This is a genomic window from Leucobacter massiliensis (assembly GCF_002982315.1).
Classification (GTDB): Bacteria; Actinomycetota; Actinomycetes; order Actinomycetales; family Microbacteriaceae; genus Leucobacter; species Leucobacter massiliensis.
This window is the reverse complement of sequence record NZ_MWZD01000017.1, coordinates 738,616-751,227: the sequence shown is the minus strand read 5'-3', so window position 1 is coordinate 751,227 and position 12,612 is coordinate 738,616. Positions and strand designations below refer to the sequence as shown.

The 12,612-nt window shown below is 72.1% G+C and carries 8 protein-coding genes and 1 pseudogene; 3 read left to right on the top strand and 6 right to left on the bottom strand.

The window, feature by feature from the left end; all coding sequences use genetic code 11:
• From B4915_RS10260 to B4915_RS10250, 3 genes are all read right to left on the bottom strand, one after another.
• Nucleotides 1-663: a TlpA family protein disulfide reductase gene (locus B4915_RS10260; protein WP_105805671.1), complete on the bottom strand. Its 663-nt coding sequence runs from the start codon at nucleotides 661-663 to the stop codon at nucleotides 1-3.
• Nucleotides 660-1,304 (bottom strand): histidine phosphatase family protein, encoded by a 645-nt coding sequence (locus B4915_RS10255; RefSeq protein ID WP_105805670.1) that lies wholly within the window; start codon nucleotides 1,302-1,304, stop codon nucleotides 660-662. The genes B4915_RS10260 and B4915_RS10255 overlap by 4 nt, the downstream gene beginning before the upstream one ends.
• Nucleotides 1,305-1,371: 67 nt before the next feature.
• On the bottom strand, nucleotides 1,372-2,418 hold the full coding sequence (locus tag B4915_RS10250; RefSeq protein WP_105805669.1) for an LLM class flavin-dependent oxidoreductase: 1,047 nt from the start codon (nucleotides 2,416-2,418) through the stop codon (nucleotides 1,372-1,374).
• A gap of 84 nt (nucleotides 2,419-2,502) precedes the next feature.
• Here B4915_RS10250 and B4915_RS15040 point away from each other — a divergent pair.
• Nucleotides 2,503-3,072, top strand: a pseudogene (locus B4915_RS15040) (glycerate kinase); the annotation flags it as partial.
• A 55-nt stretch (nucleotides 3,073-3,127) separates the two neighbouring features.
• A complete protein-coding gene (locus B4915_RS15035; protein ID WP_281258208.1) occupies nucleotides 3,128-3,586 on the top strand; it encodes a glycerate kinase in 459 nt (152 codons plus the stop codon).
• A 14-nt stretch (nucleotides 3,587-3,600) separates the two neighbouring features.
• Here B4915_RS15035 and B4915_RS10240 read toward each other — a convergent pair whose 3' ends face one another.
• A complete protein-coding gene (locus tag B4915_RS10240) occupies nucleotides 3,601-4,554 on the bottom strand; it encodes an aldo/keto reductase (RefSeq protein WP_105805668.1) in 954 nt (317 codons plus the stop codon).
• 226 nt (nucleotides 4,555-4,780) lie between these two features.
• Between B4915_RS10240 and B4915_RS10235 the strand changes: the two genes are divergently transcribed.
• Entirely contained in the window at nucleotides 4,781-5,239 is a 459-nt protein-coding gene (locus tag B4915_RS10235) for a hypothetical protein (RefSeq protein ID WP_245907432.1), read from the top strand.
• Here B4915_RS10235 and B4915_RS10230 read toward each other — a convergent pair.
• The gene (locus tag B4915_RS10230) at nucleotides 5,236-7,500 is read right to left on the bottom strand and encodes an ATP-dependent Clp protease ATP-binding subunit (RefSeq protein ID WP_105805667.1); all 2,265 of its coding nucleotides are present in this window, start codon (nucleotides 7,498-7,500) and stop codon (nucleotides 5,236-5,238) included. The two genes, B4915_RS10235 and B4915_RS10230, sit on opposite strands and share 4 nt — an antisense overlap.
• A 174-nt stretch (nucleotides 7,501-7,674) precedes the next feature.
• A complete protein-coding gene (locus B4915_RS10225; RefSeq protein WP_105805666.1) occupies nucleotides 7,675-12,471 on the bottom strand; it encodes an NAD-glutamate dehydrogenase in 4,797 nt (1,598 codons plus the stop codon).
• Between the last annotated feature and the right edge of the window lie 141 nt (nucleotides 12,472-12,612).

The window sequence follows — 12,612 nt, the reverse complement described above, 5'->3', positions numbered from 1 at the left end:
TTACCGCTCGGGGGTCTCTGCGGCGTCGCCGGAACCGTCGCCGGATCCACCGGCGGTGTCGCCCGATTCCGCCAGCGTCTCGGAGATGAGGGTCCGCAGCTGCGAGGCGCCCGCGAGCTGCCCGAGCACGCGGTGGGCGACACGGCCCTCGGTGTCAAGCACGAGCGTGGTCGGCACGGCGTTGAGGGGCACCTGGCCGGCGAAGGCGCGCTGCACGGCACGACCGCCCGCGTTGTCCATGAGCGAGGGATACTCCACCTGGAAGCGCTCGGAGAACTGCCGCGCCTGCTCCACCTGGTCCCTCGTGTTGACGCCGACGAACCTGACGCCCTGCGACGCGAACTCGTCGTAGGCCTCGTTGAGGTCGGGCGCCTCGGCACGGCAGGGGGCGCAGCCCGCGTACCAGAAGTTCACGACGGTGACGCTGCCCCTCGTGTCCTCGGAACCGTAGGCTTCGCCCCCCTCGGTCTCTCCCGAGAACACGACGGGCTCGGTGCGCTGCTCGGGCGGGAGGCTGAGGGTCGATCCGTCGCCCTCCACGTAGTTCTTGCCGCTCGCCTCGTTCCACTCGGCCGAGAGGTTCCCGTCACCGCTGCAGCCGCTGAGCACGAGCAGGGCGGCGAACGGCAGCGCGAGTCCAGCCCAGATCCGACGACGACTCATACCGCCCCCACATCCACAGCGTCATCGAGCAGGCCGGCAGCCGGGGTCCGGTAGCCGACCTCGAACCACCGCTCGCCGCGCTTCTCGAAGCTCGTGATGCTCGACAGCTCGCAGCGGCGGCCGGCGGGGTTGTGAAACAGCGGCTTGCCTGCGATGTCGAGGTGCGCGATCCAGATCGGGGCCTGGTGCGAGACCATCACGATGTCACCGCCGCGCGTCGAGCCCCACGCCTCGTCCATCGCGGCGCGCACCCGGGCGGCGATGCGCCGGTACGGTTCGCCCCAGCTCGGCCGGAACGGGTTGACGAAGCGGTACCAGTAGCGCGGCTGCTTGAAGGCGGATTCGGGGCCCGAATTGACCATGCCCTCGAAGGCGTTGCTCGGCTCGATGATGCGCTCCTCCGTCTGCACCTCCAGCCCGAAGGCGCTCGCGATGGGGCGCGCCGACTGCTGGGCGCGCTCGAGCGGAGAGGCGAGCAGACGGGCGACTGCCCGGTCGCTGCCGGCGAGCTCGAGCGCGGCGGCCTCGGCCATGCGGTGCCCGAGCTCCGAGAGCCGGAATCCCGGCAGGCGGCCGTAGAGCACCCGGCCGGGATTGTGGACCTCGCCGTGGCGCACGAGATGGAGGAGTTTATCGCTCACGGCACCATTCTACGATCGGGGTGTCTGTGAGTTCGGGGCGCGTCCGGCCCCCGTCCCCGCGCTCCCCTCAGCTTCCGGGCCGCCACCCGAGGGCGGGTCCGATCCGGGTGGCGAGCTGCTCGAGGATGTGCTTCCAGTCGGCGAGCTCGAACTCGAAGGGCAGCTCGAAGAGGTAGTCGTCGGCGGCGCGGAACGCGAGGTCGCCGCGGATGAACTCGACGATCTCGTCGAGCGAGCCGAGCACATCGCGCGCGATGATCGTGTTCCTGCCGTGGACCTGCTCGGTGCGCGGCGTGCGCGCCTCGGCGTAGGCGCGGTACTTCGCGGCCTGCGCTGGGGTGGCCCCATCGGTGGGCACGATGACCCGCGCGACCGTGGCCCGGGCCGCCTCGCCCGCGGGGTGGACGGCCCGGAAGGCGTCGATCTGGGCGCGCTGAGCCGCCGCGAAGTCGCGGATCCCGTTCTCGGTCGAGCTGATGTTGCTGACGAGCCAGTTGAGGCCCGCCCGGCCCGCCCACTCGGCGGAGCGCAGCGAGCCGCCGCCGTACCACAGCCGCCCGGCGAGACCCGGACTGTGCGGCTCGACGCGCGGGGAGTCGAAGTCGCCGCCGATCCCGCCGTACTCGGGCACCTCGCGCACGGCGTCGCCCGCGAGCAGGCTGCGCAATCGCTCGATGCGGCCGTAACCGTAGTCCTCCTCCCGCCAGCCGGAGTCGTGCACGAGGTCGTTCAGTGCCTCGTCGTAGCTCGGAGGGTGGACGCTCAGGCCGGGCAGCAGTCGCCCGCCCGAGAGCGCGTCGGCGGTGCCGAGGTCCTCCGCCAGCCGGAAGGGGTTCTCGTAGCCGACGGGGATCACGGCCGTACCCAGTCCGATGCGCCGGGTGCGCTGGGAGACGGCTCCGAAGAAGGTCGCCGCCGAGGGGAGGCCGCGCTGCAGGTGGCGGGTGCGCACCCAGCCGCTGTCGAGGCCGAGCCGCTCCGCGTACTCGAAGAGCTCGATCCCCTCCTCGAGGCCGCGTCGCGGAGATTCGGCGTCGAAGGGGACGAGGTGGATGAAGCCGAGGTGCCTCAGCGGACGGGCGGAGGCAGCGCTGGCGGGCGTCGTCGTGCTCATGCGGTCAGCATAGTCACCGCGCAGGCTCGTGCGACGCGTCGTGACGCCCCGGGTCCGGGACCGCCGCCCGCCTACCCTGGAGGCATGAGCACCGCACCCCGCACCGTCGTCATCGCCCCCGACTCCCTCAAGGGGAGCTGTTCGTCGCCGGAGGCCGCTGCCGCGCTGGCCGCGGGTGCGCGGCAGGCTCTGGGAGACGAGGCGCGGGTGGTGGAGGTTCCGCTCGCCGACGGCGGCGAGGGCACCCTCGACGCCCTCGTCGCCGCCTGGGGCGGCGGATTCGTGGAGCTCGCGACCACGGATGCGCTGGGGCGACCCCGCCAGGGACGTATCGGGATCAGCCCCGACGGTCGCACGGCGATCGTCGAGGCTGCGGAGGCCAACGGGCTCCCCCACGTCGCGGACCAGCCGCTCCGGCCGCTCGACGCGGACTCGGCCGGGGTGGGGGCGCTGGTGCTGGGGGCCCTCGACGCCGGGGCCGAGGAGCTGCTGCTGTGCCTGGGCGGATCGGCCACGAGCGACGGGGGCGCCGGGATGCTGCGGGCGCTGGGGGCGCAGTTGCTCGACGCCTCGGGGCGGGCGGTGCCGCCGGGGGCGCGAGGCCTCGATGCGCTGGCGAGCATCGACCTCTCGGGGGTGCCGTCACGGGTGCGGAGCGCCCGGTGGCGGATCGCCTGCGATGTGGATCATCCGCTGACGGGGCCGCGGGGTGCGGGGCCTGGCTCTTATACACCTCTTATACACATCCGACGCAGCCGGTGCCGCGGGGGCGGGAGCGGCCGGGGGCCTCGCGGCCGGCCCGATCGCGCTCTTCGGCGCGGAGCTGCTGCCGGGGGCGGCGCTCGTCGCGGAGGCGGCCGGGCTGCCGGGAGCCCTCGCCGAGGCCGAGCTCGTCATCACCGGCGAGGGGCGTGTCGACACCCAGTCGCTTGCCGGCAAGGTGGTCTCACTGGTGCTCCGCGAGGCGGCCCCCGGCGTTCCGGTGGTCGTGATCGCGGGATCCCGCGCCCTCTCGGCCGCGGAGTGCGCACGCGCCGGGATCACCGCCGCGTTCTCCATCGCCGAGGGGCCGGCGAGCCTCGACGAGCTGCGCGCCGAGGCCCCGCGCCTGCTCGGGGAGGCCGCGGCCCACGCCTGCGCGCTCGCCTTCGCCCGCGGCGGGCGCTGAGCGGACCCGCGGCCTCAGGCGGAGGCGGCGGTGAGGCTCTCGATCTCCTCGGAGCCCAGTTCGAGGCTGAGGGAGGCGAGGAGCGCGGTGAGCTGCTCGGTGTTGCGCGCGCTCGCGATCGGCGCTGCGACCGTGGGCTGAGCGCGCAGCCACGCGAGGGAGACCGCGGCGACGGGCGCCTCGTGCGCGGCTGCCACGTCGTCGAGCGCCGCGAGCACGGCCCGTCCGCGCTCGTCGAGGTAGTCGAGCGCCTCTCCGGCCCGCGGGCTCGCACCGGGAGCGGAGCCCGCTGCCGAGTCGCGGTACTTGCCCGCGAGGAAGCCCTTGGCCAGCGAGAAGTAGGGGAAGACCGCGAGGCCTTCGCGTTCGGCGGCCTCCCGCAGACCGTTCGTCTCGAAGTCGCGCTCCACGAGGTTGTAGTGCGGCTGCAGGGCAACGGGAAGGTGATACCCGCCCTCGCGCGCGATGCGGAACCATTCGGCGATGCGCTCGGCCGTGTAGTTCGAGACGCCGATCGCGCGCACCTTGCCGGCGTCGACCAGGCTCGAGAAGGCCGCGACGGTCTCTTCGAGCGGGGTCTCCGGGTCGTCGAAGTGAGCGTAGTACAGGTCGATGCGGTCGGTGCCGAGCCGGCGCAGCGAGGCTTCGGCGGCCGCACGCACATTGTCGCCCGCCAGCCCGGCGAACTCGGGATGCGTGGAGACCTTCGTGGCGATGACCACCGAGTCGCGGCTGCGGCCGGCGGCCAGCCACTCACCGATGATCGTCTCCGACTCGCCGCCCGTGTGTCCCGGGGCCCAGTGCGAGTAGCCGTCGGCGGTGTCGACGAGATCGCCCCCGCCCGCGAGGAAGGCGTCGAGCACCGCGAAGGAGTCGTCGCGATCCGCGGTCCAGCCGAAGACGTTGCCTCCGAGCGCGAGCGGAGCGATCTCGATCCCCGAGCTGCCGATGCGGGTGGTGTTGGACATGTACGTTCCTCCTTCGATCGTGCTCACACCCTAACAGCGGCCTCCGACACTCTGACGGGAGATGACGAAGCAGGTCCCAGCTGTCCCGCCTGGGCGCGGCGGAGCCGGCTTCTGAGCGGCGCTGCACAGCCGGCGCGGAGGGACTGAGCCGCGCGGCGCCCCGCTGAGGCCCCGGTCCGTCCGTCCCCGCTCCCCTCACTATTGCGGTGCCGGATACCATGTCAGCGTGAGCGATGCGGCGGAGACCCCCGGGACGGGGCGATCCCTGTTCTCGCGCGCGTACCGCATCGCGCTCGGGATCGTCGCCTGGTTCAGCCTGCTCTCGTGCCTGGGCGGTGCGGCCGCCATCGTCTTCGGCGACGGCATGGGGATGCCGCTCGAGTGGCTCGACGGCAGCCCCTTCACCTCGTATCTCTGGCCCGGGATCATTCTCGGCGTGGTGGTGGGCGGATCCCAGGCGGTCGCGCTCCTCGCGCAGTGGCGGGGCTTCGCGCTGGCCCGCGGCGCGCACATCGCCGCGGGCCTCGTCATGACGATCTGGATCTTCGTGGAGCTGCTGATCATTCCCGGGCGCTCACCGCTGCACACCATCTACTTCACCGCGGGCGCGGTCCAGATCGTACTGGGCACCCTCGCCCTCGCCGCCTGGCCGCACCCGCTCCTCGCCCGCGAGCCGCGGGGCTAGTCGTCGAGCAGTTCCGCCTCGATGACGTCGTCCGGACCGCCGTCCCGGCCGAAGCCCGAGCCGTCGAAGCCGCTCCCCTCGGCAGAGCTCGGCACCGATCCCGCGCTCTCCAGCACCAGCGACTCGCCGTCCTCCGCGACCGTGACCCGCACGGCGTCGCCGTCGCGCACCGTTCCGGAGAGGATCGCGCGGGCCAGCCGGTCGTCGATCTCGTGCTGCATCAGCCGCCGCAGCGGCCGCGCGCCATAGATCGGATCGTAGCCGCGGGAGGCGAGCCAGGCCCGCGCCTCGGGCGTCACCCCGAGGGTGAGGCGCCGATCCGCCAGCCGCGCCTGCAGCCGGTCGATCGACAGCTCCACGATCTGCGCCAGATCCGACTCGGAGAGCGGGTGGAAGATCACCATCTCGTCGAGCCGGTTCACGAACTCCGGCTTGAAGGCGCGGCGCACCGTCTCGCGCACCGCGTTCTCCTTCTCGGCCCACGCCATATCGGGGTCGATGAGGTACTGCGAGCCGAGATTCGAGGTCAGGATCAGGATCGTGTTGCGGAAGTCCACCGTACGTCCCTGTCCGTCGGTGAGGCGGCCGTCGTCGAGCACCTGCAGCAGCACGTCGAAGACCTCCGGGTGCGCCTTCTCGACCTCGTCGAGCAGCACCACCGAGTAGGGCCGGCGGCGCACCGCCTCGGTGAGCTGACCGCCCTGCTCGTAGCCGACATAGCCGGGAGGGGCGCCGACCAGACGCGAGACCGAGTGCTTCTCGCCGTACTCGCTCATGTCGATCCGCACCATCGCGTGCTCGTCGTCGAAGAGGAACTCGGCGAGCGCCTTCGCCAGCTCCGTCTTGCCCACGCCCGTCGGGCCGAGGAACAGGAAGGAACCGGTCGGGCGGTTCGGATCCGCGATCCCGGCCCGCGTGCGGCGCACGGCATCGGCTACGGCGCGCGCCGCCTCGCCCTGCCCCACGACCCGCTTGCCGAGCTCGCTCTCGAGCGCGAGCAGCTTCTCCGTCTCGCCCTGCAGCAGCCGGCCGACCGGGATCCCGGTCCACGCCGCGACCACGCCCGCGATGTCCTCGTCGGTGACCTGCTCGTTCACCATGCGCGGCTCACCGCCGACCTCGCCCGCGAGCTCCGCGTTCTCGGCCTCGACGAGCTGCTTCTGGATCACCGGGATCTCGCCGTAGAGCAGCTTCGACGCCTTCTCCAGCTTGCCCTCGCGCTGCGCCACCTCCGCCTCCATGCGCAACTGGTCGAGCTTCTCGCGCAGCTCGCCGACGCGGTTCAGCGAGGAGCGTTCGCGCTCCCAGCGCGCCTCCAGCGCGTCCAGCTCCTGCTGGCGCGCCGCCAGATCCTCGCGCAGCTTCGCGAGCCGCTCCTTCGAGGCGGCGTCCTTCTCCTTCTTCAGGGCGAGTTCTTCGAGCTTCATGCGGTCGACGGCGCGGCGCAGCTCGTCGATCTCGACGGGCGCCGAGTCGATCTCCATGCGGAGCCGCGAGGCCGCCTCGTCGATCAGGTCGATGGCCTTGTCGGGGAGCTGACGAGCCGTGATGTAGCGGTTCGACAGCGACGCCGCCGCGACCAGCGCCGAGTCCGCGATGGTCACCTTGTGGTGCGCCTCGTATCGCTCCTTGAGCCCGCGCAGGATCGCCACCGTGTCCTCGACGGAGGGCTCTCCCACGTAGACCTGCTGGAAGCGCCGTTCGAGCGCGGCATCCTTCTCGATGTACTCGCGGTACTCGTCGAGCGTGGTCGCGCCGATGAGGCGCAGCTCACCGCGGGCGAGCATGGGCTTGAGCATCTGGGAGGCCGCGACCGAGGATTCGCCGCCGCCGGCGCCCATGAGCGTGTGCAGCTCGTCGATGAAGGTGATGATCTTGCCGTCGGAATCCTTGATCTCCTGCAGCACCGCCTTCATGCGCTCCTCGAACTCGCCGCGGTACTTCGCCCCCGCGATGAGGGCGGAGATGTCGAGCGAGATGAGCTCCTTGTCCTTCAGCGACTCGGCCACGTCGCCCGCGACGATGCGCTGCGCGAGACCCTCGACGACGGCGGTCTTGCCGACGCCGGGCTCGCCGATCAGCACGGGGTTGTTCTTCGTGCGCCGCGTGAGCACCTGACTCACCCGGCGGATCTCGCTGTCGCGGCCGATCACGGGGTCGAGCTTGCCCGAGCGGGCGACCTCCGTGAGGTTGACGCCGAACTGCTCGAGCGCCGACTGCTGTTCTCCTTCGCCCTGCGCGGGCGTCCAATTGGCCTGCATGTTCCTCCTCCGACTGCGGACGAGGACGGCCCTCGCCGCTGCTGGCGGGCTCGGACGGTACGCAGCGCGCGAACCCGCGACACAAACTTGAGCGTTACTGGCTCAAGTTTAACCCGGGTGCCCCGCTTCCGCTAGTGGCAGAACGCGCGGGCCCCGGTGCGCCGCGGACCCGCCTCAGCGGACGAGCGCCCGCAGGCGGCGCAGCGCGACCGAGAGCGTGGCGAGCCCCGCGCCCGACCCCGCGCACACCGCGTCGAGCGCCTCGCCCAGCACGCGCCGCCCCGAGGGCGTCACCTGCTCCAGCCAGGCGTCGATCCGCGCGCCGGCCTCGCCCGGCTCCGTGTGGTCGAGCACCGAGGAGCTGAGCTCGATCATCACCGCGTAGAGGTCGTCCCGCATCGCCGCGCGCGCCATCGAGCCCCAGCGATCGTCCTGCGGCAGCGCGGTCACCCCGCTCAGCAGATCGTCGAAGCGCATCCGGGAGGAGAGCTCGAAGTACACCGCCGCGACCTCGTCGAGCTCCCGGCCGCGCAGGCGGGACTGCTCCACGATGTCGAGCACCGGGAGGGAGGCGAGCAGGCCCGCCCCGCGGCGGGCGAGCGGCGCCGGCACGCCGGCCTCCTCCAGCTCGGCGACGCGCGCCTCGAAGCGGCGCAGCTCATCGCCCCGCAGCAGGTCCCCGAGCCCGGCCACGAGCCGGGCCACCGGCTCGCCGAACAGCTCGATCTCCGCACCGATGTCCAGGCTCTCCGCACGGTGATGCACGAACCACCGGGTCGCCCGGTCGAGCAGCCGCCGGAAGCTCAGGTACAGGTCCGTCTGCACCGCCGTCGACACCGCATTGTCGGTCGCCTCGACCTCGACGACGAACTCGCGCAGCGCGAAGATCTCCCTGGCCACCACGTAGGCGCTCGCGATCTGCGCGCTCGACGCACCCGTCTCGTCCGCAGCCCGGTAGGCGAAGGTGATCCCGCCGCGGTTCACCATGGAGTTGACGACGGAGTTCACGATGATCTCGGACCGCAGCGGGTGGGCGGCGAGGTCATCGGCGTAGGCGTCGCGGATCGGCGCCGGGAAGTACTCGGCGAGCGTGCGGGCGAACCAGGGGTCGTCCGCGATCGCCGTCGAGGCGAGATCGGCCTTCAGCGCGAGCTTCGCGTAGGCGACGAGCACGGCGAACTCGGGCCGCGTGAGGCCCCGCTCCTCGGCGATCCGCGTGCGTATCTCCGCGCTGCTCGGCAGGAACTCCAGCTCGCGGTCGAGCTCGTCGCGGTCTTCGAGCCACCGGATGAGCCGCGCGTGCGAGGGCAGCATCTCGGCCGCGTTCTCGCGGGAGTTGCCCAGCAGCACGTTCTGCTCGTAGTTGTCGCGCAGCACCTGCACCGCGACCTCGTCGGTCATGGACCGCAGCAGCTCATCGCGGGCCTCGCGGTCCAGGCGGCCGTCCCGCTCGACGGCCCCGAGCAGGATCTTGATGTTCACCTCACGGTCGCTGGTGCCCACCCCCGCAGAGTTGTCGATCGCGTCGGTGTTGATCCGCACGCCCGCGAGCGCCGCCTCGATGCGGCCACGCTGGCTGACGCCGAGGTTGCCGCCCTCGCCCACGACCCGCACCCGCAGATCCGCCCCGTCGACGCGGATCGCGTCGTTGCCGCGGTCGCCGATCTCGGCGTTCGTCTCCGCGCTCGCCTTCACGTAGGTGCCGATGCCGCCGTTCCAGAGCAGATCGACCGGGGCGAGCAGCACCGCGCGCTTCAGCTCGGCCGGCGTCAGCCGCTGCACCCCGGCCTCGAGGCCGAGCGCCTCCGCCATCTCCGGGCTCACCGGGATCGACTTCGCCGTCAGCGGGAACACGCCGCCGCCCGCGGAGATGAGCGAGCGGTCGTAGTCGTCCCACGAGGAGCCGGGCAGCTCGAACAGCCGCCGGCGCTCGGCATAGGAGACGGCGGCGTCGGGCTCCGGGTCGACGAAGACGTGCCGGTGGTCGAAGGCCGCGACGAGGCGGATGTGCTCGGACAGCAGCATGCCGTTGCCGAAGACGTCACCCGACATGTCCCCGATCCCGACCGCCGTGAAGTCCTCGCTCTGCGTGTCGTGGCCCAACTCCCGGAAGTGGCGCTTCACCGACTCCCACGCGCCACGCGCCGTGATCCCCATGCCCTTGTGGTCGTAGCCGGCGGAGCCGCCCGAGGCGAAGGCGTCACCCAGCCAGAATCCGTACTCCTCGGAGATGGCGTTGGCGATGTCCGAGAACGACGCCGTGCCCTTGTCGGCGGCCACCACGAGGTACGGGTCGTCGCCGTCGCGGCGCACCACGCGCTCGGGCGGCAGGATCTCGGCGCCGTCGCGGTTGTCGGTGATGTCGAGGAGGGCGCGGATGAAGGTGCGGTACGCCGCCTTGCCCGCCTCCAGCCAGGCCGCGCGGTCGCTCGGGGCGGGCAGTCGCTTCGCGACGAAGCCGCCCTTGGAGCCGGTGGGCACGATGACCGCGTTCTTCACCATCTGCGCCTTCACGAGGCCCAGCACCTCGGTGCGGAAGTCCTCGCGCCGGTCGCTCCAGCGCAGGCCGCCGCGGGCGACCTTGCCGAAGCGCAGGTGCACGCCCTCGACCTCCGGCGAGTACACCCAGATCTCCGCCATCGGGTGGGGCTTCGGCAGCCCGGGCACGCGGGCGCAGTCGAGCTTCATCGACACCCACGGCTTCGGCTCCCCATCGGCCCCGCGCTGATAGAAGTTGGTGCGCCACGTGGCCTCGATGACGCCGACGATGGAGCGGAGGATCCGGTCGTGGTCGAGGCTCGACACGGCGTCGAGACGCTCCTCCAGGGACGCGAGCAGCTCGGCCGCCTGCGCGTCCCGGTCCTCGCCCGCTGCGCCGTCGCCCCCGGCAGCCGGATCGAAGCGCGCCTCGAAGAGCCGCACGAGCCCGGCAGCGATTCCCGGATTGGCGATGAGCGCCTGCTCGATGTACTCCACCGAGAAGGCGGAGCCGATCTGACGCAGATACATGCTGATGGCGCGCAGGATGACGATCTGCCGCCAGTCCAGCCCGGCGAGCAGCACGAGCGCATTGAGACGGTCGCTCTCGGCGTTGCCCGTCCACACCGCCCGGAAGGTCTCGGTGAACGCCTCCCCCCACTCGGGACGCCCCCACAGCTCCGTGTCGGGGGCGATGAGCCCGAAGTCTGAGATGAAGCGGGTGCCTCCGTCCGGGAGGGAGATCGTGTTCGGGCGCTCGTCGACGACGTCGACGCCGAGGTCCGTGAGGAGCGGCAGCACCCGGGTCAGCGGGTACTCGCGATGGGACGCGAGCGTGAGGTAGCGCTTCGCGGGGTCCTCCTCCTGCGGCGCGTAGAGGTGGACGGCGAACTCGGCCCCCGCGTCGAGGCTTTCGAGGAGGGCGACGTCGCCGAGGGCGTGCGTGGGCGGCACGTACTCCTTGTACGACTCGGGGAAGGCGCTGCCGTAGCGCCCCAGCAGCCGCGCGGCCTCCGTCTCGTCATTGGCCTCGTGCAGCGCGTCCACGAGCGCCTGGTCCCAGCTGCGGATCGCGGCCTCGAGCCGCTGCTGCAGCTCCGCCTCGGAGACCTCGGGCACCGACTCGCCCTTCGGCACCCGCACCACGAAGTGCAGCTGCGCGAGCGGGGAGTCGCCCACCCTCGTCGTGTGGTCCACCTGCTCCGCCCCGAAGGTCTCGCGCAGCAGCGCCTCGACGCGCAGGCGCACCGTCGTGTTGTAGCGGTCGCGCGGCAGGAAGACGAGCGCAGAGACGAAGCGGCCGAACTCGTCGCGGCGCAGGAAGATGCGCGAGCGGCGGCGCTCGCGCAGGCGGCTCACCTCGGAGGCCACGGCCAGCAGGTGCTCGGGGGTGTCCTGGAACAGCTCGTCGCGGGGGTACTGTTCGAGCACCTGCAGGAGGTCCTTGCCGGAGTGGGAGTTCACGCTGAAACCGGAGGCCTGCAGCACGGCTCGCACCTTGCTCCCCACGATCGGCAGCGTCAGCACCGAGGCGGCGTAGGCGACGGAGGTGAACATGCCGAGGAAGCGGCGCTCGCCCACGACGTTGCCGGCCTCGTCGAAGGAGCGGACGCCGATGTAGTCGAGGTAGGCGTCGCGGTGCACCGTAGCCCGCGAGTTGGCCTTCGTGATGGTGAGCAGGCGCGGGTCGCGGGCGGTGCGCTGCGCCTCCGGGCGGAGCTTGGCGACGGCGGTGGTCGACTTGCGCAGGATCCCGAGACCCGTGTGCGGCAGGGGACGCAGCACCGCTTCGCCGTCGGCGTCGGTCTCGAGCCGGTGCTCGCGGTATCCGAGGAAGGTGAAGTTGTCCTCCGCGAGCCAGTTGAGGAACTCGACCGTGGGGGCGATCTCACCCGGATCGACGGTGGGCGGGGCCGCGGTGCGCAGGTCCGTCACGATGTCGAGGCAGGCGCGCCGCATCGCCTGCCAGTCGTCGACGGCGGCGTGGACGTCGCCGAGCACGGCCCGCAGCCGCTGGAGCAGCTCGTCACGGCCCTCGTCCGTCGGCACGCGGTCGACCTCGAGGTGGATCCACGACTCCAGCTGCCCGCCGTGCGCATCGATCTCGAGCAGCGCGCCGTCGTCGTCGCGGCGCACCGAGACGACGGGGTGCATCAGCAGGTGCACGGAGAGCCCCTGCCGGGCGATGGCCGCCGTGACCGAGTCGACCAGGAACGGTGCGTCGTCGGTGCAGATGTTGACGATGGTGCGCCGCGAGGTCCACCCGTGTTCGCGCAGGGTGGGGGTGAAGGCCTCGACGAGCGTCTGCCGCGGCCGGCGCGAGGCGGCGAGGGCGCGCATCGACCGGGCGGCGCCGAGGATGTCGCGGGGTTCCCGCTCCCGCAGGTCCTCGGCGTCGAGCTGCCCGATCAGGCGCTCGATGCCTCCCCTGGTCTCGGGATCCAGTGCCGCGATGGCTTCGCGGAGCTCGGTCGTGCCGGATGCGCTGCTCATGAACCTCGTGTCCTGTCTGCCGTTGCCGGGGCCGACGCCGGCCCGCCCACGCCCAGCATAGCCCGCGGCCTCCGGGCGGGCGGCACCCGCCGCGGGCCCTGGGCATCCGCCGCTCGGGGACGATAGGCTGTGCGGCCGCGG